The 19,921-nt window shown below is 43.2% G+C and carries 19 protein-coding genes; 14 read left to right on the forward strand and 5 right to left on the reverse strand.

Going from position 1 to position 19,921, the window contains the following annotated elements; all coding sequences use genetic code 11:
* The 4 genes from AC1XUD_RS01335 (at position 1) to rodA (ending at position 7,116) form a co-directional block, all read left to right on the forward strand.
* Positions 1-1,614: an NFACT RNA binding domain-containing protein gene (locus tag AC1XUD_RS01335; RefSeq protein ID WP_483359135.1), complete on the forward strand. Its 1,614-nt coding sequence runs from the start codon at positions 1-3 to the stop codon at positions 1,612-1,614.
* Between the two features lie 140 nt (positions 1,615-1,754).
* Positions 1,755-3,617: a penicillin-binding transpeptidase domain-containing protein gene (locus AC1XUD_RS01340; protein WP_483359136.1), complete on the forward strand. Its 1,863-nt coding sequence runs from the start codon at positions 1,755-1,757 to the stop codon at positions 3,615-3,617.
* Positions 3,618-3,933: 316 nt separating this feature from the next.
* Entirely contained in the window at positions 3,934-5,796 is a 1,863-nt protein-coding gene (locus AC1XUD_RS01345; protein WP_483359137.1) for a penicillin-binding transpeptidase domain-containing protein, read from the forward strand.
* A 36-nt stretch (positions 5,797-5,832) separates the two neighbouring features.
* The gene (gene rodA, locus AC1XUD_RS01350) at positions 5,833-7,116 is read left to right on the forward strand and encodes a rod shape-determining protein RodA (protein WP_483359138.1); all 1,284 of its coding nucleotides are present in this window, start codon (positions 5,833-5,835) and stop codon (positions 7,114-7,116) included.
* Between the two features lie 136 nt (positions 7,117-7,252).
* Here rodA and AC1XUD_RS01355 read toward each other — a convergent pair whose 3' ends face one another.
* The 4 genes from AC1XUD_RS01355 to AC1XUD_RS01370 all read right to left on the reverse strand — a co-directional run bounded on the left by AC1XUD_RS01355 (position 7,253) and on the right by AC1XUD_RS01370 (position 9,658).
* Positions 7,253-7,711 carry an RES family NAD+ phosphorylase gene (locus tag AC1XUD_RS01355; RefSeq protein WP_483359139.1) on the reverse strand — a complete coding sequence of 153 codons (459 nt, stop codon included), beginning with the start codon at positions 7,709-7,711 and terminating at the stop codon, positions 7,253-7,255.
* 1 nt (position 7,712) lies between these two features.
* Positions 7,713-8,210, reverse strand: coding sequence for a type II RES/Xre toxin-antitoxin system antitoxin (parS, locus tag AC1XUD_RS01360; protein WP_483359140.1), 498 nt, complete (start codon positions 8,208-8,210; stop codon positions 7,713-7,715).
* Between the two features lie 174 nt (positions 8,211-8,384).
* Positions 8,385-8,921, reverse strand: coding sequence for a DinB family protein (locus AC1XUD_RS01365; RefSeq protein ID WP_483359141.1), 537 nt, complete (start codon positions 8,919-8,921; stop codon positions 8,385-8,387).
* A gap of 359 nt (positions 8,922-9,280) precedes the next feature.
* Positions 9,281-9,658, reverse strand: coding sequence for a DUF423 domain-containing protein (locus tag AC1XUD_RS01370; protein WP_483359142.1), 378 nt, complete (start codon positions 9,656-9,658; stop codon positions 9,281-9,283).
* Positions 9,659-9,844: 186 nt separating this feature from the next.
* Between AC1XUD_RS01370 and AC1XUD_RS01375 the strand changes: the two genes are divergently transcribed.
* Positions 9,845-10,906: a glycosyltransferase family 9 protein gene (locus AC1XUD_RS01375; RefSeq protein WP_483359143.1), complete on the forward strand. Its 1,062-nt coding sequence runs from the start codon at positions 9,845-9,847 to the stop codon at positions 10,904-10,906.
* Between the two features lie 311 nt (positions 10,907-11,217).
* Here AC1XUD_RS01375 and AC1XUD_RS01380 read toward each other — a convergent pair whose 3' ends face one another.
* The gene (locus AC1XUD_RS01380; RefSeq protein ID WP_483359144.1) at positions 11,218-11,880 is read right to left on the reverse strand and encodes a YggS family pyridoxal phosphate-dependent enzyme; all 663 of its coding nucleotides are present in this window, start codon (positions 11,878-11,880) and stop codon (positions 11,218-11,220) included.
* A 138-nt stretch (positions 11,881-12,018) separates the two neighbouring features.
* Here AC1XUD_RS01380 and AC1XUD_RS01385 point away from each other — a divergent pair, with 138 nt between their 5' ends.
* The 9 genes from AC1XUD_RS01385 to AC1XUD_RS01425 all read left to right on the forward strand — a co-directional run bounded on the left by AC1XUD_RS01385 (position 12,019) and on the right by AC1XUD_RS01425 (position 19,890).
* Entirely contained in the window at positions 12,019-12,960 is a 942-nt protein-coding gene (locus AC1XUD_RS01385) for a hypothetical protein (protein WP_483359145.1), read from the forward strand.
* A 241-nt stretch (positions 12,961-13,201) separates the two neighbouring features.
* Positions 13,202-13,576 carry a 30S ribosomal protein S6 gene (gene rpsF, locus AC1XUD_RS01390; RefSeq protein WP_483359146.1) on the forward strand — a complete coding sequence of 125 codons (375 nt, stop codon included), beginning with the start codon at positions 13,202-13,204 and terminating at the stop codon, positions 13,574-13,576.
* Positions 13,577-13,579: 3 nt separating this feature from the next.
* Entirely contained in the window at positions 13,580-13,831 is a 252-nt protein-coding gene (rpsR, locus tag AC1XUD_RS01395) for a 30S ribosomal protein S18 (RefSeq protein WP_483359147.1), read from the forward strand.
* Between the two features lie 19 nt (positions 13,832-13,850).
* A complete protein-coding gene (gene rplI / locus AC1XUD_RS01400; protein WP_483359148.1) occupies positions 13,851-14,297 on the forward strand; it encodes a 50S ribosomal protein L9 in 447 nt (148 codons plus the stop codon).
* A 593-nt stretch (positions 14,298-14,890) separates the two neighbouring features.
* Complete coding sequence (locus AC1XUD_RS01405) at positions 14,891-17,131, forward strand: hypothetical protein (RefSeq protein ID WP_483359149.1); 2,241 nt, start codon at positions 14,891-14,893, stop codon at positions 17,129-17,131.
* Between the two features lie 219 nt (positions 17,132-17,350).
* Complete coding sequence (locus tag AC1XUD_RS01410) at positions 17,351-18,937, forward strand: M6 family metalloprotease domain-containing protein (protein WP_483359150.1); 1,587 nt, start codon at positions 17,351-17,353, stop codon at positions 18,935-18,937.
* Between the two features lie 30 nt (positions 18,938-18,967).
* On the forward strand, positions 18,968-19,186 hold the full coding sequence (locus tag AC1XUD_RS01415) for a hypothetical protein (protein ID WP_483359151.1): 219 nt from the start codon (positions 18,968-18,970) through the stop codon (positions 19,184-19,186).
* Positions 19,187-19,226: 40 nt separating this feature from the next.
* Entirely contained in the window at positions 19,227-19,610 is a 384-nt protein-coding gene (locus AC1XUD_RS01420) for a hypothetical protein (protein ID WP_483359152.1), read from the forward strand.
* 1 nt (position 19,611) lies between these two features.
* Entirely contained in the window at positions 19,612-19,890 is a 279-nt protein-coding gene (locus AC1XUD_RS01425; RefSeq protein ID WP_483359153.1) for a hypothetical protein, read from the forward strand.
* The last annotated feature ends 31 nt before the right edge of the window (positions 19,891-19,921 follow it).

Consider the following 19,921-nt stretch of genomic DNA (forward strand, 5'->3'; position numbering starts at 1 on the left):
ATGTCTGGTCGATTGCCGACCGTTGAAAGCCCACGCTCAAAAGAATATTTAACATTGCATCACAATTATTATTTTCTAAAAAAGCTGGCTCCGCGGCTTGATATTGAATTGAGGGGGAAGTCGCTGATGGAAACTTTCAGCCAGGAGAAGGATGAGCTTATTTTGGTTTTTGCCAATACTGATTCTGAAGTTTTTTATATCAAAGCAACCCTTAAATCGGATTTCGCCTGTTTAAGCTTCCCAGAAAAATTTGACCGCGCCCGAAGGAATAGCGTCAATTTGTTTACCGAGTTGGAAGCAGCGGTTGTTAAGCATGTCCGGGTTTTTGAGAATGAGCGTGCATTTGGGGTGTATTTTGAAAATGGATATTGCCTGGTTTTTAAGATGTTTGGCAATCGCTCTAATTTGGTAGCATTCGATCCGGAAGGGAATATCACCAGTATTTTTAATAACAAATTGTTAGCCGATCATGAATTGAAAGTCGACTTGCTTGACCGCCAAATTGATCAGAGTTTTGAAGCGTATATTCAGGCTGACCAGAATCCTCGCCTCTTGTTTCCTACTTTTAATAAGCTGATTAACAATGCATTAATTTCTCGTTTAGAAAATAAAACTGATCCGGAGGAAAAATGGAATGTGATCCAGAAATTGCTGTTCGAATTGGACGCTGGAAAATATTTTGTTGCCGTTGAGGACCATATCCCGATACTTTCACTTATAAACTTTGCACAGGATCCGAGCATTTTCAGCGATCCCATTGAGGCTCTCAACGCGTTTTATTTTGCTCGTATTCGTCTCAATGGTATTGTCAAAGAAAAAGGAGAGGTGATCCGGATTATCAAAAAGCGGATTGATCAAACTACTCATTATCTTGATAACACATTTGAGAAATTGGTTGCGCTTGAGTCTGCGGTTAAAAATGATGAGATCGGCCATATCATCATGGCAAATCTGAATCAGATCCCGGGCAGGGCCACGGAAGTTGAGTTGTACGATTTTTACAGAGACACCAATATCCGGATCAAACTGAAAAAGGATCTCAGTCCACAAAAAAATGCCGAAGGATATTATCGAAAAAGCAAAAATGAAAAGATCGAGCTGGATCGCCTGAATGACAGTCTGACCTTTAGAGAAAATGAAAAGAAGGAATATCTTTTGCACTTATCTAATATCGAGGCGATCGAGTCGCTAAAGGAATTAAGGACGTACATCAAAAAGTACACACTTTTAGGATCAACGACCAAAGCGAATTTGCCGGATGAATTGTTTAAAACGCTTCAATTTCAGGGATATACGATTCTGATCGGCCGGAACGCAAAGAATAACGATTTGCTTACAAAACAGTTTGCTTTTAAAGAAGATCTTTGGTTGCACGCTCGGGACGTTTCCGGATCGCATGTTGTAATCAAGTACCAGGCGGGGAAGAAATTTCCGTCGTCTGTGATTGAAAGAGCCGCGGAGGTGGCGGCATATTATTCGAAACGAAGGAACGACAGTCTATGTCCTGTGATTGTAACGCCGAAAAAGTATGTTCGTAAACTGAAAAATATGCCCGAAGGTGCGGTGATTGTGGATAAGGAAGAGGTTATTATGGTGGTTCCAAAAGGTGAATGAGCTCGCGACGGTTACATTCTTTTCGAGTACACTAAAATTGTAAAAAACTAATATAAAAACCGGCAGGTATGGCTTTGATAAGTCTTTCCATATCACGAGCTTCGCGTTAAAATTGGGAGAACAGGAATACTGGGGGTAGAATGCTCGAAAATCGTCGCTTTTATATTATTGGGTTTTTTATTCTTGTGGGTTTCATATACCTGTCGCGCCTGTTTTATCTGCAGGTCTTGGACGACAGCTACTCCATCGAGTCTTCAAGCAATTCCATCAAACGTGTTATTGAAATTCCATTTCGCGGTCAGATTTATGACCGGCACGGGAAATTGATTGTGTATAATACGCCCGTTTACGATCTGAAGGTAACGCCAAATAAGGCAAGGGTAGAAGATACGTTGCGTTTTTGTCAGGCATTGGGTATCGAGCGTTCAGATTTTGACAGCCTGATGGCAGCTGCCAGCTCATATAGCCGTTTCAAACCTTCCACATTTCTTCGGCAATTGTCAAAGGAAGACTTTGCTTCCATACAGGATATCATGGTGGATTATAGTGGTTTTGAATTTGCAAAAAGCTCTTTGAGAACCTATACTGCCCCGACACTTGCCAACACATTAGGGTATGTAAGTGAAATTACCGGCGGTCAACTGGAAAAGCAAGAAGACAAATACTACCGTCAGGGCGATTATGTAGGTCAGAACGGGATAGAGAAGATCTACGAGAATGAATTGAGAGGTAAGCGTGGTATTAAATTCGTGATGCAGAATGTGGCCGGAGTTTATAAAGGCCCCTGGAAAAACGGAATTTTGGATACCATGGCAGTAGCGGGTGAAAACCTTTACACTGGTATTGACCTCACCGTTCAGCAATATGCCGACAGTCTGATGATTAATAAAGTAGGAAGCATCGTGGCGATTGAGCCTAAAACGGGGCAGATTTTAACAATAGTAAGTGCTCCTTCATATGACCCTAACTTGCTGGCGAGCAGGTATTTTTCGAAGAATTTTGCCGCGCTGGTACGTAACCCATATAAGCCTTTGTTCAACAGGACTGTTATGGCCAGCTATCGGCCGGGTTCCACGTTTAAGATGATCCAGGCATTGGTTGGCTTGCAAGAAGGAGTAATTACGCCGTCAAGCGGATTTACCCATGCCAACTGTCCGATTGGTTGTCACAACCACCCTGCTACACCGACTGTCGCTCTGGGCGTAGCGAACTCGTGTAACCCATATTTTTACAACGTTTTCAGACGCGTTATTTATAACAACGAGATCAAAAATACATATAAGGCTTCTGCATATGGCCTTGAGAAGTGGTATGGGTACGTAAGTAAATTTGGAATCGGGCAGCGGCTGGGCGTGGATGTTACCGGCGAATACAAAGGGAATTTGCCCAACAAAAAGTATTACGACAAAATTATCGGAGAAGGGCGGTGGAAGTTTTCCAATATTTATTCACTGAGCATTGGAGAAGGAGAGCTATTGGTGACGCCGATGAAAATGGCAAACGTGGCGGCTATTATTGCCAACAGAGGTTATTTTTATACGCCTCATGTTGTAGCTGGAGTCGGCGATAAACGCAGGCTTGATACCACTTATACCAAAAGACATGAGACCGGAATTGCTGCCCGACATTTTGAACCGATCGTTGAGGGGATGATCGGAGCTGTGGAAGCCGGAACTGCGCGCCGCTCAAGAGTTGAAGGCATTACGATTGCTGGAAAAACCGGAACCTCTCAAAACCGAGTTGGAGACGACCATTCAATTTTTATCGCCTTTGCCCCTGCCGATAATCCCAGGATCGCAATCGCCGTTTTTGTTGAGAATGCCGGGGCAGGAGGGGCGGCCGCCGCACCGATAGCAACGCTGATTATTGAGAAATACCTTACCGGAAATATCACCAATAAAGCGCAGGAACAAAGAATGCTGGAAGCCAATTTTATGAAAAAAGTGGTGATAACCGGACAAAAGAAGCCAATACGCGCTGATAGTAGCAAAAGAGATGACTAAGAATATGTTCGATAACATATCAAGATATCAGCTTTTATAAATGGAAGCAAACCAATGCGGCATTGTTAGGCATGTTCATTATTGTATCGGTGAAAAGTCTATGAAACCTTTATGGTTGTAGTATAAGCTTTGGATATATTCAATTGGTACTTATATTGCTTACTGGACGGAATATATTACTGGTTCAGTTTTATTATTTTGAGAAAGCAAAAATTGTAAAAAACTAATATGAAAACCGTGGGGTATGGCTTTGATAAGTCTTTCCATATCACGAACTTCGCGTTAAAATTGGGAGAACAGGAATACTGGGGGTAGAATGCTCGAAAATCGTCGCTTTTATATTATTGGGTTTTTTATTCTTGTGGGTTTCATCTACCTGTCGCGCCTGTTTTATCTTCAGGTTTTGGACGACAGCTATTCCATTGAATCTTCAAGTAATTCCATCAAACGTGTTATCGAAATTCCTTTTCGCGGTCAGATCTATGATCGACACGGGAATTTGATTGTCTATAACACACCAGTTTACGATTTAAAGGTGACGCCGAACAAGGCAAGGGTAGAGGATACGCTGCGTTTTTGTCAGGCATTGGGTATAGAGCGTTCAGACTTTGATAGCCTGATGGCGGCTGCTCGTTCATATAGTCCTCACAAACCTTCGACTTTTCTCCGACAGTTGTCGAAGGAAGATTTTGCTTCCATTCAGGATATCATGGTGGATTACGGCGGTTTTGAATTTGCAAAAAGCTCTTTGAGGACCTATACCGCACCGACGCTCGCTAACACATTGGGGTATGTAAGTGAAATTACCGGCGGTCAACTGGAAAAGCAAGAAGACAAATATTACCGTCAGGGCGACTATGTGGGTCAGAACGGGATAGAAAAGATCTACGAGAATGAATTGAGAGGTAAGCGTGGTATTAAATTCGTGATGCAGAATGTGGCCGGCGTTTATAAAGGCCCCTGGAAAAACGGAATTTTAGATACCATGGCGGTAGCGGGTGAAAACCTATATACTGGCATTGACCTCACCGTTCAGCAATATGCCGACAGTCTGATGATTAATAAAGTAGGCAGCATCGTTGCGATCGAACCTAAAACGGGTCAGATTTTAACAATAGTAAGCGCACCTTCATATGACCCTAACTTGCTGGCGAGCAGGTATTTTTCGAAGAATTTTGCCGCGCTGGTACGTAACCCATATAAGCCTTTATTCAACAGAACTGTTATGGCCAGCTATCGGCCGGGTTCAACTTTTAAATTGATTCAGGCGTTGGTGGGCTTGCAGGAGGGAGTTATCACTCCGAGCAGTGGTTTTACACATGCGAATTGCCCAATCGGTTGCCATAGCCACGCAGCTACTCCAACTGTTGCATCCGGGGTAGCTATTTCATGCAATCCCTATTTCTACAATGTTTTTCGGAGGATCATTTACAACAATGATATTAAAAATACCTATAAAGCGTCGGCGTATGGGTTAGATGTCTGGTCTGGCTATGTGAGTAAATTTGGAATCGGGCAGCGGCTGGGGGTTGATATCACGGGCGAATACAAAGGGAATTTGCCCAACAAAAAGTACTACGATAAAATTATCGGAGAAGGGCGGTGGAAGTTTTCCAATATTTATTCATTGAGCATTGGAGAAGGAGAGCTATTGGTGACGCCGATGAAAATGGCAAACGTAGCGGCTATTATCGCCAACAGAGGCTATTTTTATACACCTCATGTGGTAGCAGGAGTAGGCGATAAGCGCAGGCTTGATACCACTTATACCAAAAGACATGAAACTGGAATAGCTGCAAGGCATTTTGATCCTGTTATAGAGGGGATGATTGGAACGATTGAGGCTGGAACAGGTAAGTCGGCAAGAATACAGGGGATAACTGTGGCGGGGAAAACGGGAACTTCCCAAAACAAGGTTGGAGATGACCATTCTATATTCATCGCTTTCGCCCCGGCTGAAAATCCAAAAATAGCGATTGCTGTTTTCGTAGAAAATGCGGGGTTTGGTGGCTCCGCGGCGGCTCCCATCGCCGCATTGGTTATGGAAAAATACCTTTCCGGTAAGGTGACGAACAAAGCGCTAGAGAAAAGAGTGCTAGAGGCTGATTTTATGAAGAAAGTGGTGATAACCGGACAAAGGAAGCCGGTACGTGCTGATAGTAGCAAAAAAGAAGACTAACAATATGTTCGATAACATATCAAGATATCAGCGTTCATGACAGAAAGTAAACCAATTACCAAAAATGTCGATTGGGTTGTACTCCTGATCTATATAGCCTGTCTGTTTATCGGCTGGGTGAATATCTACGCGGCTGTATATAATCCTGAGAATCATACAAGTATGTTTGATTTGTCCAACAACGCAGGCAAGCAGTTGATGTGGATTGGCACGGCGGCGTTACTGGTAGTATGTATTTTAGTAATCGATTATAAGTTTTACGAAACCTTCGCTTTTGTCATATATGCGTTGGTAATATTTCTGCTGGTTGTCGTTTTATTTGCCGGATCCAATATCAATGGATCGCGCTCCTGGATCAAATTTGGGTCATTTTCGTTGCAGCCAGCGGAGTTTTCCAAGCTTGCAGTCAGCCTGGCCATTGCCAAATATCTCAGTGACCCGACGATCAGTCTGACCAAAAAAATTGAGAGTTACTATCCGATTTTAGGTATTATCGCTTTGCCGGCAGTGTTGATTCTCCTTTCTAACGAAACGGGATCAATGCTGGTTTTTGCGTCCTTCGCCATCGTACTATACCGCGAAGGAATGCCTGGAATCATACCTGTCGTAGGGATGGTGTTGGCTGCTTTGCTGATCATTACGCTGCTTTTCGTGAAGTGGTATATTGTGGGAACGATTGTCGTAATCGCGGCAATTGTGATATGGTTAATGCCAACTATGACACGGCGAAGAGGTGGAATGGTGGCCACTATTGTAGTCGCGGCGATACTGAGTGTCTTCGTTTTTGGGGTGGATTTCTTTATGAATAACGTTCTGCAGAAACACCAGCGAGGAAGAATTATGGTACTGCTGGATCCCGATTCTGACCCGCGGGGGGACGGCTGGAACGTAATTCAATCTAAAATTGCCATTGGTTCCGGAGGTTTGAGGGGTAAAGGTTTCCTCGAAGGAACACAGACAAAATTCGATTTTGTGCCTGAACAAAGCACTGACTTTATCTTCTGTACGGTGGGTGAAGAGCATGGGTTTCTTGGCACCTTAATCGTAGTATCATTATTTGTCGGACTTATATGCCGACTCGTCGTGCTGGCGGAGCGACAGCGGAGCCGATTCGCGAGGGTATATGGATATTGCGTGGCTGGAATCATCTTCTTTCACGTTCTTGTCAACGTTGGCATGACGATTGGACTGATGCCTGTTATCGGGATTCCATTGCCGTTTTTTAGCTATGGCGGTTCATCCTTATGGTCATTTTCGATCCTGCTTTTTATCTTCCTGAAAATGGATTCCCAAAGACCGTTCACGCTGTCAAGAAACTAGGACTGATTTGCTTCTATACTTTGGAGATATCGATGCGACTGCTGGAAAAGTTGCAGTAAGGTTTGATTTTCCCCCAAAGCCGCAGAGGTACTAAGGTTAATTGGCTATTCTGAGAAGTTTTCCAAGAAGCCTAATCTCACTTAAATATTCGCTTATCAAATGGAAATTTCTCAATTGACGTAATTTCTATTCTGGCGAAGTCTTTATGATTCGGATTGATCAGGACGTTGTAGTCGCCTTTCGTTACCACGGAAGGTATCCGGAGGAGACCATATTTATTCTCAAATACGAAATCGTCTCCAAACCTTTGGGTTGCGACAGGATGGGGAAAGTCTTTCCACGCCTGTGGTAGGTTAATTTCGTTGACTTCCTTTACCTGAGTATCGTCAGGAACGGTGATGGTAATCATCATATAATCATCCGGTAGGGTGGCCAGGGTGAAATGTACTGCTACTTCGGCCATGGCCAGCGAACGGTTACTGGCGGTATATATCAGTTCCACGCCGATAGAGTTCCATCTTGCCCCCTTGATTGCTGCGCCTTTTCCGGAAAGTGGTGTTGCAAATTTCTCTCTAGAAAGCCTGAATAACTCCATATTAAACCAATATGCCGTGGTTTATTCTGGTTAACTCAGAAATTACCAGCTCTTTACCATATGAATCTTTGAGTAATTCAATCGGTTTAAGACTTCCCAGCGCGTAGTTAGGAGTGTTGAGCCACAGTTTTAGTTTGTCCATATTGCCAAATACATCCAATCCCACCTGAGTCACTTCTGCCATTTCAATAATCTTTTCGGAGTGAATGGCTTTGAATGAATGATCAGAGGCGGTTTTATATCGGTGCAACGACTTTGTCGAGATATCCAGAAAATCTGCCCAATCGTTTTCGGAGAAAGGAGCGTAATCCTGAATCAGGTCAAACAGGGAATAGGGGATTCCGGTTCTGATTGCAAAAATGATCAGCATTTTATCATTCAGGAACTCATTGTAGCTCACGTTGCTCCTGATCTCAAAATGGAATTTTTGAGTTTGCGGCTTTTTCAGTAGCAAATTTATTTCCCTATTAAGCTTCTCCTGAATGTTTGAATTTGCCATACTCGTTCTTGGACATTTGTCTGTAAATTTAAGACAAATATCTGTAAATAACAATTTACCGTTCTTATGAAATTGGCACACAACGGAGGGAGAAAAAAGGAAAGGTCGACAAGGTTAGTGTTCTGTCAACTTTGCGTTAGCTTACATTACTTTGCGTGCAAAAAAGTGCCTGGTTTATAAATCTTCACCACTTCTAAACACCCAATCCGGGGCATGGTCGATCCCTTGTCGCAGCAGTAAGTTGAGTTGCGCAGCGTGATGCTGAACATGCCGCATATTATAAAGCAGTATTTCCAGAACGGAGAAATCCATGCTTCCCGACTCGTTGATCCATCGGTCGCTTAGTCCTTCCACTGTCAAACTCGCGATTACCTGACGGCATTTTGTCCGACAGAAATCCAGATATTGGAGCAACTCATCCTTGGTATATACCCTTTCCGGCATTTCGTCCTCAAACTCCGAAAAAGTAAACGGCGCTGGCGGCACGAATTCCTTAGGCTCCATGGTCAGATAATAGTCGAGAAAGAAAAGGCAGTGGTATGCATTATACCAAAACTTCTGTTCCGTATCCCAATACCACTCCGGACAAAGCACAATCGCATTTTCAAGCATTTCTACGCTCGCGGAGAATTGGTGGTGGAGGGGTTGGGCGATGGGGTTGGGCATTTTAGGTGGCACGAATGAATATTGATATTTCTTGTCGACATACATAAAGCTGTTCTCCGAAATTCATTGCGATCCATGGCTTTTCTCCATGGTGGTCTGATCCTTTTGCTGATGAAATGATGTACTGAGCAGCTTTTCGTTTGCTATTAAAATCGATAAATTCAGTATTTAAGTTCAAAAAATTAGCCTGGTTTTGCCAGTGTAATGAATTACATCTGGAACATTTATATACTCTCCTGGGGGGAAGTCCTGCAAGATATCTTTTAAGGTATTCATGGTTCTGGATGTAGTTCTTTAAGTTATCTATTTTTTAAGCTTACTCACAGTTGTAACTAAACTTTATCTTGATTTTTTACCCTGATTACTTAGATGTCAACGTTCAGGAAACTAAAGTTTTTTCCCCCTCACATCTTCCCAGCCGCCAAAATCAGCAAAACCCAACCCACAATCAACGCCAATCCACCAATAGGGGCGGTCGCTCCGAATTTGGTGATCCCTGTAAAGCAAATTGCATAAAGAGAGCCAGAGAAGATAATTACTCCGGCAGTGAAGGCGTGGCCAGACCAGCCTAGCATTTTGGCGGCTTCTGGGGTCGCCCTTTGGAGTAATATTCCAACCAATACCATCGCGATGGCGTGGTAGAATTGGTATCTGACAGCGGTTTCAAAGGTTTCGGTTCGGCCTGAGGCTTCGAGCATTCCTTTTAATGCGTGTGCGCCGAATGCGCCAAGAGCTACTGCCAACGCACCCAAAATTCCTCCTGCCTGAATCATAAATTTCATAGTATCAATCTGTTATATTTTTGATGGAATTACCGGACGTCGCGCATGGAGCAGATATATTTCCATGAATTTGAGCTGATACGTGCCGGTTAGTAACTGGTAAAGTTAGGGGTGGGCAGGAGGCCATACAAGTGATATGAAAAGATTTTTCTTTGTTAATTTGCAGCTCAGTTCTAATTACAGGCAATGACCACACAACGATTTATCCAGCTCTGGACACACCGCTATCATAAATATTCCCATATCGCAAAAGCATATTTATTGGGTTTTACTGCAACACTTGGTTTTCTGGTCAAAAGAATTTTCCTGCCCAAAGGCAAGCAGTTGATCGCCATTATACGCACCGAGCATTTTGGGGATATTGTAGCCGCGGAGCCGATATCACGTTATGTCCGAAGCCAATATCCCAATGCCAGGATCGTATGGTTTGTCAAACCGGTTTTCCGGGAGCTGGTTGATTATAATCCGGCTATTGATGAGGTTTTTACGGAATTTTGTGTGACGCAACGAAAGGTTATTCTTGCTTCCAAAGTATTTCACAAGGTATTCGAACTCCAATTCCGGAACAATAACTACTGCCCAAAATGTGACGTATATACCGAAAATCCAGAGTCGCAACAACGAAATATTAACATTCATAACTATCTGGAATACGGCAACCTATTGGAAATATTTGCCCAGAGCGGTGGTCTGATTCCGCCGAAATCTACATTTCCGGGTGACGATCAACCGCGGATCTTCACAACGGAAAGGCATGTTGAAAAGGTAAAGAGTCTGAATATTACGAAACCATATATTGTTATCCATTGTCAGTCCAATTATGCTCCGAAAGACTGGCCGGCAGAACGATGGAAGCAGTTAGTAGATTGGTTGTCAGTGAAATATGATTTTGATATCGTTGAGATCGGGTTAAGGAGCAATTTGGAATGCGGGCTTGAAAACTACCACAACCTCTGCGGCTCGCTTACATTGCTTGAAACGGCTGAAGTTATACGCAATGCGGAGTTTTTTATCGGCCTCGACAGCGGTCCTTCCCATTTTGCCAATGCATCCGGTACTTTCGGGATCATATTAATGGGCGCGCTCAATAATTTTCAAAGTTATAATCCTTATTCTGGCGCTTATGGACGGCTTGAAAATGCAGTTTTGGTGAGGCAGACCGGGCTGTTGTGTGCGGAGTTGCCATTTGAGTTTGTGAGGGAGACGGTGGAGGAGGTGTTGTTGAAACGCAGAGTTTGGGGAGTTTAACGCGGAGTTCGGGGAGTTTTCTATAAGTTTATATATGCATAGGGAATAGCTTTGAATGGTAAAATGTTTGCCACTCTGAACCTGTCGAAGAGTTCGCGGGAGGGCTCATTATTAATTTAAATTGCTGTTTTTTAGCTATTTAAGCTGTTAGTGACGGCCTTCAACCGCAGATCAAGAACGAAAACTCGGGCTGACAAGCTTATTGCAAGTCCACTGATGATTTAATATGTTTCAAAAAACTCCGCGAAACCCAGCGTTATACTCCCCAAACTCGGCGTTTACAAAACAAACTCAGCGTTTACAAAACAAACTCAACGCCCCCCGAAGATGGCACTGCCGATTCTTACCAGTGTACTGCCGTGTTTCATGGCTAACATGTAGTCTCCACTCATGCCCATGGATAATTCCTGCATGTTAATGTTCGGGGTTTCGAGAGCTTTGAAACTATCGAACGTGTTTTTCAATCCGGCGAATTCATTTTCAACAATTTGCTCGTCGTCAGTGTTAGAGGCCATTCCCATGAGTCCCTTGATATGGATATGGGTCATGTTTTTTGTTTCTTCAGACAACAGTATCGCTTTTGCTTCATCTTCCGAAAGTCCAAATTTGGTTTCTTCGCTGGCTATATGAATTTGGAGAAGACAATCGATAATTCGATTGTTTTTTACGGCTTCCTTATTAATTTCTTTCAGCAATTTCATGCTGTCTACACCGTGGATCAGGCTTACATACGGGGCTATATATTTCACCTTGTTGCTCTGTAAATGCCCGATCATATGCCATTCAATGTCTTTCGGCAGAATTTCATATTTACTAGTCATTTCCTGTACCTTATTTTCCCCAAATCGCTTGAAACCAAACTGATACGCTTCCTGTAAGTCTTCAATCGGCTTTGTTTTTGTAACCGCAACCAGATTTGTGTTCGGATGTAATTGCGAGAGGATTCGGGTCAGGTTTTGCGGGATTTCAGACATAGGTTGCTGTAAAATTTTGATAATTAGTGGATTAAACCAATATTTTGATTATAATCCGGTACAAATAGATCCATACTTATTTCAAAATTGAAAAAAACATAGTTCTTTTACCAATCAATACTAAAATTAACCTTCTTTATGGACTATAACCAGGAACAAAAACAAGATCGAAAAACTCTTTTATGGGCTGCTTTGGCGGTTTTGTTAATCCTCAATCTGGTGCTTGTTTATTTCATATACCATGAGAAACAAGAAAATAAGGTGAAGGACGACATCATCACGGCTAAAACTGAGGAAGTATTATTAACCAAAACAAAACTGGATTCGATATCTGCCGAGTTGGATCAGAAAATTGTGGAGATCCAGCAATTGGGTGGAAGTGTCGATTCTCTAATTGCGCTGAAACGTCAGTTGGAGCGTGATAAAGATGATCTGAAAAAGGCCGGCAGTTTCTCGTCTGAAAACTATAAGAGGAAAATTAAGGCATATGAAGATGTGTTGAGTCAGAAAGATCTGGAAATCGCACAGCTAAAGGAGCAATTAGGTATTGCAACCAGCAAAAATCAGGAGCTAAACGAACAGGTGACGGGTTTGCAAAGCGAGAAACAGCAGCTCGCGGACTCTGTCACGAATTATTCTGCTCAGAATCGGGAATTGAGTGAGAAGGTTACATTGGCTTCTGCATTACGAGCGGAGAATCTGGAGGTGAACGCCATTTCAGCAAAGGGGAAGGAGCGCGAAGGCGGAAAATATAAGGCGAAACGCATTGATAAACTGAAAGTAAGTTTTGTCCTTGGAGAAAACGCAGTAGCCAAACAAAACGAAAAAGACATTTATCTGCGCGTATTGGATCCGGATGGAGCCGTGCTTTCTGATATGGCAACGGGTTCAGGATCATTTATTTACGGTGGTAAAGAGATCATTTACAGCTCTCGTCAGAATGTGAATTTCAATAATTCCAAACAGAAAGTTGATATATTCTACGGTCGCGGAGGGGTTACAATGAAGGACGGGAAGTACGTGATCGAATTATATAGCGAAGGTTTCAAGATCGGTCAGGGCGATTTTACGGTAAAGTAGGGGGCGGCTATCGGCAGTCGGCTTTCGATGGCGTCAATCAGGCCCTCAGCACTAGATTCTGATGATTCTGGTTACGGTTATTTTTCCACTAGCTAGTCGTTGAATGCCGATTGCCGAAAGCCGAAGTAATAATATCATCCTTAGGGCTTGGAAATTAACTTTTCAAGCCCTATTTTTGCACCCTCATTTTGAGTTATTTACAAAGTGAGGACATTTTAAATACAATTTAATCAATTACCGTATGTCTAAGCATTATGAAACGGTGTTCATTCTAACTCCCATCTTGTCTGAGGCCCAGACGAGGGACGCCGTTGAAAAATTCAGTGCCATTATCACTTCTAATGGTGGTAATCTTGTGCACGAAGAAAACTGGGGATTGCGAAAGCTGGCCTATCCCATTCAAAAGAAAAATTCAGGCTTTTACACTGTGTTAGAATACAACACAGAAAATGGTGGCCTGGTGGATATTCTGGAAACAGAATTCCGTCGTGACGAACGTATTTTGCGTTTCCTTACTATCGCTCTTGACAAGCATTCATTGGCTTACAATGAAAAGAAGCGTAAAGGACTTGTAGGTAGAAAAAAAGAAGTATCAACTGAAACAAAAGACGCATAAGCTATGTCACTAGTTAACGAACCGGTTGAAAAAAATAGTAACCGCAAAAAATACTGCCGTTTCAAAAAGGCAGGTATCAAATATATCGATTACAAGAATCCTGATTTCTTATTGAAACTTGTAAACGAACAAGGGAAAATACTTCCACGCCGCCTTACTGGTACTAGTTTGAAATATCAGCGCAAAGTATCTGTGGCAATTAAGAGAGCACGTCATTTGGCTTTGATGCCATTCGTTGCGGATCAATTGAAATAATTAGAAAGAGCTACGAACAATGGAAATCATATTATTAACAGATATTGCTGGTGTAGGCTATAAAAACGATATCGTATCAGTGAAGGCTGGTTTCGGTCGTAATTACCTTATTCCACAGGGATTTGCATTATTGGCAAATGCCTCAAACAGAAAGATCGTTACTGAAAACGTACGTCAGGCTGCTCACAAAGCTGAAAAGCTGAAGAAAGACGCAGAAGATATTGCTGCTGCTATCGGAGCATTGGTTATTGATATCAAAACTGTTGTTGGAGAAAGCGGCCGTATTTTCGGACGTGTAACTAATACTCAGGTTGCTGATTTCCTTAAACAAAAAGGATTCGATATCGACCGCAAGAAAATCACTGTTGACGATGTAAAATCAATAGGTACATATTCTGCACTTATTGACCTTCACAAAGAAGTGAAGCACAAAGTTGCTTTGAACGTGGTTGCAGCAGAAGACTAATTCTGACGAAATCAATTAAAGAAAGGGCTATCCGAAAGGGTGGCCCTTTTTTTGTGCCAGGTGCTGGATAAGTTTGAAACGCAATAGCCGCGATGGTTTTCGCCATGGGGCGCTAAGACTTCGGGTAAATTTGCAATTGTTTGATAATTAAGTGATTACTGTGTAAGCCTGAGCCTGTCGAAGTGCCAGCTACCAAGGTTGAATTGTCAATTATTGAAATCCTGGATGGTACGAAAAGCTACTTAGGTCTTCTTTTTTGGAGATTCTTTGACTTGATCAACATATATCATGAAGATGGCCTAAACTTCTGATTATGAATAATATATTATAGTCGACCGGGTTCCGACGAACTCAGCCTGATAAGCATTTTGGTGATTCAAACGCTGTAGTTACGCCCGCTGACCTTTTAACCGCCGCCTGGATTCTGCTTATTTCCTTCATGGCTAACCGTTTAATCAAACAAAATCTCGATTTGTTTCCATTTTGACGTGCAGCCCGACTAACGTTTTCGGTGAGAGTTTCTAACACAACTCATCCGGAGCAGGCTGAAAATCCGATTAAGAGTAAGCGCGACAATAGCAATTAAAATGGTTATGAAAGAAGATTCAGAAAGTAGCATAGTCGTAAGACTATCAAAGGAGGCCGGCGTTGAAAATGCTGATGATCTTCGGGTTTATGTCGTTTCGTCTGACGGAACAATTGTAGAAGAAGCAAAATTTGAGAATTTGGAGGCCAGGCTGGAGTCTTCATTTGATTCTCGTTTGAAACCGGGACGTATTTTAATACGTGAAAAGCTGCGTCTGTATGTTTCGCAGGCTATACCAAAAGAAGCAGAACAACAGGATGAGGATGCACTGAATACAATGGGCGCATACCAGGTTCCACTCAACTTCGAGAGGGATAATGCCATTATTATCAATCGGTTACCATCAGAAATTTTGAAACCGTTTCCCTGGTATTTTTGTCATGTGAAAGGTAACGTAAGCAAGACTTTTAGCATTGACGGGCAAAATATAAAAAGCCCTGTTTGCCATGCGCGTGTGCATATATGCGATGTGAAAAAGATCTTCTTCTGGCCAATATATTTGCGGCCGAAATTCAAGCTTCCTGACTGGGTTCTGGAGGATTTGAAAGTGAAGTTTTTAAATCTGGAAACGTCGCTTCCGAAGTTCAAACTTTCAGATAAAGAGGATATTCGGAATATAAGGAACACCGGAAAGACGAAAATTAACCTGCCACTTCGATCCTTACCAGAAAGAAAAGAGATATTCTCAAAAGACAGTCTGGAAAAGAAACTTCGGTATCACAAGCTGGAGCCACTTCCTGAAAAAGTGTTGGCAGAAATTACGTCCGAATCTTTGGAAACCATGCGCCGTGCATTGGTCGACTATCACGAGTTACTATTTCCATATATCTGCATCTGGCCCATTTTTTGGCCATGGTTTTACTGGACTCGTCAGGAAACTGTGGTTACTACGGACTGTAACGGAGACTTTGATGCATGGCTTTTCACCTTCAACAATACCAATCGCAACATCTACATCTGGGTTGAAGTGGAGGTCAATGGTCAATGGGTGACTGTATACCGGCCGCCGGTTCCTTGCCGTACATATTGGGATTACAAATGCGGAACGGAGATTAATATCAATGTAACGGATTCGCGTGTTCAACCATGTGATTGTGATACGGACGGACCTGCAGATGCGGTATGGTTTACATCCATCGGCGACTCGGCTTCTGCGCTGCATATCGAACAAACTATTGGAAGTGTTGCTGTTCAGGGAGCTTCTATGAATAATGGCGGATGCACTGATATACTGGGAGTCGATGAAGGCATGAAGATTAGCCCGTTTGGCGGCACGCTTAATTTCAATTTATTCTGTGGAGCTAATATCTTTGCTTCGGGCGCCACCCATTACAGATGGAAACGAACCCGCTTGTTTAATGAGAATCAGCTTCCTGTTCCTCCTGAAGTGGCTTATCTGGATGGCCCGGTTAGCCGCCCTTATCTTGTAAAACTTTCGGCGACTCATTATGAAACGCGGGCCGTGTCGTTGGGTACGGGTAGCGTATATCCGATTCCTCATCAAAATATTGCCTCAGAGCCGTTGATTCCTGCTGCCGACCAGCTGTTAAGTCCGCAATGGTCGCATTTCAATTTCTTGAGCGCATCGCTGAATACCGCTTCGTTTGATCCGTCGGGGAATTTAAACCTTCATGTAGACAATGGTATATATAAATTTGAACTGGAGTTATTGAAAGATGTCGGTGGGTCGTTTGTGAACGTCCCGGTACCGAAATCAACTTTCCAGATCTCGGAATTGAACAATATCGGAAATAGCATGGATGCGCCGGATAACTACCTGAATCTTTCCGGACCGGCGACTGCCACTTCATATAAGATGTTCGTGAGAATCGACAATCAGAAATGCGAAGCACAGATACACGATGCTATGTTGATAGAAACAGGCGATCTCTCCGGTGTTTGCGGTTTTATCCAGTATTCTGATCCTGCGCAAAATGTTCAGATCAGTTTCGAAGCTTCTCACCCCCGGAACTTCGCTAAGTATTCTTTTGGCATAGTCAAAGGTAACGGCACAGAAGGGACAGGGGTTGGCGATTCGGGATTTGTGATTTCCAGCACCTCGCAGTTTACATTGTTCAGCGGAGACTTTTATCAAAATGTTCCTGTCAGTCAGTTACTTGGATCTTGTCCCGGTCAAGCTGCATTCTCTGAAAATCTGTACGTTACAGCGCTGGCTACCAATGGCACAAGTCGGCTGGATAGCTACGACGATTCAGATGTTAATGCTTTTGCGTTGAGTAATACCTAAAACGGTAGTTTTGTTTAAATCCCTCGACAGAAAATTAAAACTGTCGGGGGATTTTTTGTTGCCTTGATTTCGAAAAAATTTGAGGACTGAATTTAATTTTTTAACATTTCTCATAAAAAAAGTAAATTTTTTGTTTCCATAAATCAATTCGGCTCGACTAATACCATACAAAGCAATCAGCTTTTGTATGGTATTTTTTCACCCTTAACAATCACGCTTATGTCGAGTCGTGTTTCTTCGGCGGGTCATTTATGTGCAATGCCGCCAGCTCCGGATTTAGAGGAGCGAATACTTAAAACGAAAGCCTCCTTATTAGCAGCAGCCGATTTGAGTGGTTTTTCAGATGTTGATGTGTTGGATCTCCGTGCTTATAGCCAGATCGTCGGTCGGCCCCATAAGTCGAGGGATCATGATTTTGTTGGAGAAAATCGGGAAGCCGCGCCTGTCACAGGTACGCGGAAAGCGATTGTTCTCCTCGTTGATTTTTCGGATAAGGTGGCTACGCAATCCAAAGCTCACTTTAATCAGCTGTTATTTTCAACCAGCACATTGGCAACCGGAAGTATGCGTGACTTTTACAAGGAAGCGTCATATAACCAGCTGGATGTAACTGGTGCAGTTGAAGGCCAGGGTGGACCAACCTCGGGGTGGTTCAGAGCTCCCCGTGCAAAAAGTTATTATACTAACGGGGACTTCGGGTTCGGTGCATATCCTAAGAATGCACAAAAGCTGGCGGAAGACGCTATTGATCTTGCAAATCCATTTGTCAATTTTTCACTATATGATAATGACGGAGATGGTTTTGTGGAAGCACTTGTGATTATCTGTGCCGGAGTTGGAGGCGAAGAGACTGGTAATGTGAACGATATATGGTCGCACAAGTGGAATATCACACCAAAAACAGTGGATGGCGTAAAAATCGATCGCTATTTTATGGCGCCCGAAAATGGTCGGGTAGGTGTGATGGCGCACGAACTGGGTCATCTTTTATGTGGTTTGCCCGATCTCTACGATACTGACAATACTTCCCGAGGTACTGGTCGGTTTGACCTGATGGCGGGTGGTAGCTGGAACGGAAGCCCGCAAGGTGATACCCCGGCCCATCCAACAGCCTGGTGTAAAGTAAAATCAGGCTGGATCAACCCGACTGTAATTTTCAACGCGGAGCAGGAGGTGACCTTGCGTCCATACAAAACATTCAAGGATGTCTTCAAATTGCCTATAGGCAGCGCTGCAAGCACTGAATATTTTCTGATATCGAATCGTCGTAAGGAAGGTTTTGATGCCTTTCTGCCAGCTGAAGGATTGTTTATCGAACATGTCGACGAAAGTAGAACGGGGAATACGGACGAAAATCACTATCTGGTTGATATCGAGCAGGCTGACGGTTTACGACAGTTGAACATAAACGCCAATTCAGGGGATGCCAATGATGCATATCCGTTGATCGCAAATACCTCTTTCACGGTAAGCTCAACGCCGAATAGCAAGTCATATGCGGGAACTGATTCGAAAGTTTCGATCACCAATATCGCTCGATCTGGCAACAATATTACCTGTCGGATAAATGTTGGCGGTGTGGCGGCACTGGCTTTGGTATCTAACAAAAAAGTTCTTCAGGTTTACAGTACAGCCGATTCAATGAATGCCTGGGCCTATATAGAGACCCTCGGCTGGAGAAAGATCAAACCTACGTCGACTGACGGAGTTACCAGTATATTGCTCGCTTTGGTTCAGGCAAGAATTAGCAATCAGACCGTTACAGTTCAGGTTGACAGTACATTTATCTATCAGGTTTATTATTAATCAATCTCTCACTTTTAAATTTTTACAAACATGAACTTCTCAAAAAAAATACTTCAGGTATATTCGACAGCGGATACTAAAAATGTATGGGGCTATATCGACACCATCGGCTGGCGTAAAGTGAAACCGAATTCCGCTGATTCAAGCACCAATATGGCAGCGCTTTTAGTGGCGGCCAAGAGCAGCGGGGTTGTGGTTACCGGTATAATCGAAGATGCCACCAGCCAGATCACCACACTATATGTTTAGTTTTTCAAATCCAATTTAGAACAAATTAAACACGAATGATATGGTAACTATCAATGTATTTCCGCCCAACGCGTCGACGGCAGAGCCGGTTCAGACTGGGGGAGGACAGCCAACCGGAATAAACCCGGGATCAGCGGAAACGGCCTTTTCTGCCCCGGATCCGGTTTTTTTCGAGGCAGGTAATTCAGAAGCTCCGGCGCCAACTTTACTTTCGGACTCTTTTGCAGACTTGCTGGCATCCTCCGAATCTGCACCCGCGCCAACTTTAACACCTTTCAATACAAGTTCTGACATAGAATTTTCTCAGCCGCTGGAGAGCTTTTTGCAAGGAGAATTTGACACGGATGGAGCACCTGCGCCGACACTTATTCCCGGAGGGGCAGCGGAACTTCCAGAACCTGTGGAGCCGAAAAAGAAAAAATAATATGCAAGCAGAACCAAAAATTGTCAGATGCAGAATCCTGATTTTGGCGGTCGCCCAGGATGCGAATGTAGAAGGTAAATTTTACCTCACATTTAAACTTTTAGAGGCCCCGGATGAAGTCAAGGAAAGTGCTTTTTTTTATATCGGCACAGACCTTTCAGGTTACACTTTCGACAATGTTGAAGGTTTGAAACAATCTCTGGAAGTTACAGCCGATGTGGTGTTTCAAGGAGGCCCCGCCAGCCGCAATTATCAGCTCAGTAATTTCTCGATGAATTAACATCTGATTTTTAATTAACAAAAAATGACAG

It is taken from the genome of Dyadobacter sp. HNCC25DJ184, assembly GCF_056895215.1.

Excerpts from the sequence above, each read along its gene's own strand:
- AC1XUD_RS01335 (WP_483359135.1), top strand. The coding sequence starts at position 1 with ATGTCTGGTCGATTGCCGACCGTTGAAAGCCCACGCTCAAAAGAATAT.
- AC1XUD_RS01340 (WP_483359136.1), top strand. The coding sequence starts at position 1,755 with ATGCTCGAAAATCGTCGCTTTTATATTATTGGGTTTTTTATTCTTGTG.
- AC1XUD_RS01345 (WP_483359137.1), top strand. The coding sequence starts at position 3,934 with ATGCTCGAAAATCGTCGCTTTTATATTATTGGGTTTTTTATTCTTGTG.
- rodA (WP_483359138.1), top strand. The coding sequence starts at position 5,833 with ATGACAGAAAGTAAACCAATTACCAAAAATGTCGATTGGGTTGTACTC.
- AC1XUD_RS01355 (WP_483359139.1), bottom strand. The coding sequence starts at position 7,711 with ATGGAGTTATTCAGGCTTTCTAGAGAGAAATTTGCAACACCACTTTCC.
- parS (WP_483359140.1), bottom strand. The coding sequence starts at position 8,210 with ATGGCAAATTCAAACATTCAGGAGAAGCTTAATAGGGAAATAAATTTG.
- AC1XUD_RS01365 (WP_483359141.1), bottom strand. The coding sequence starts at position 8,921 with ATGTATGTCGACAAGAAATATCAATATTCATTCGTGCCACCTAAAATG.
- AC1XUD_RS01370 (WP_483359142.1), bottom strand. The coding sequence starts at position 9,658 with ATGAAATTTATGATTCAGGCAGGAGGAATTTTGGGTGCGTTGGCAGTA.
- AC1XUD_RS01375 (WP_483359143.1), top strand. The coding sequence starts at position 9,845 with ATGACCACACAACGATTTATCCAGCTCTGGACACACCGCTATCATAAA.
- AC1XUD_RS01380 (WP_483359144.1), bottom strand. The coding sequence starts at position 11,880 with ATGTCTGAAATCCCGCAAAACCTGACCCGAATCCTCTCGCAATTACAT.
- AC1XUD_RS01385 (WP_483359145.1), top strand. The coding sequence starts at position 12,019 with ATGGACTATAACCAGGAACAAAAACAAGATCGAAAAACTCTTTTATGG.
- rpsF (WP_483359146.1), top strand. The coding sequence starts at position 13,202 with ATGTCTAAGCATTATGAAACGGTGTTCATTCTAACTCCCATCTTGTCT.
- rpsR (WP_483359147.1), top strand. The coding sequence starts at position 13,580 with ATGTCACTAGTTAACGAACCGGTTGAAAAAAATAGTAACCGCAAAAAA.
- rplI (WP_483359148.1), top strand. The coding sequence starts at position 13,851 with ATGGAAATCATATTATTAACAGATATTGCTGGTGTAGGCTATAAAAAC.
- AC1XUD_RS01405 (WP_483359149.1), top strand. The coding sequence starts at position 14,891 with ATGAAAGAAGATTCAGAAAGTAGCATAGTCGTAAGACTATCAAAGGAG.
- AC1XUD_RS01410 (WP_483359150.1), top strand. The coding sequence starts at position 17,351 with ATGTCGAGTCGTGTTTCTTCGGCGGGTCATTTATGTGCAATGCCGCCA.
- AC1XUD_RS01415 (WP_483359151.1), top strand. The coding sequence starts at position 18,968 with ATGAACTTCTCAAAAAAAATACTTCAGGTATATTCGACAGCGGATACT.
- AC1XUD_RS01420 (WP_483359152.1), top strand. The coding sequence starts at position 19,227 with ATGGTAACTATCAATGTATTTCCGCCCAACGCGTCGACGGCAGAGCCG.
- AC1XUD_RS01425 (WP_483359153.1), top strand. The coding sequence starts at position 19,612 with ATGCAAGCAGAACCAAAAATTGTCAGATGCAGAATCCTGATTTTGGCG.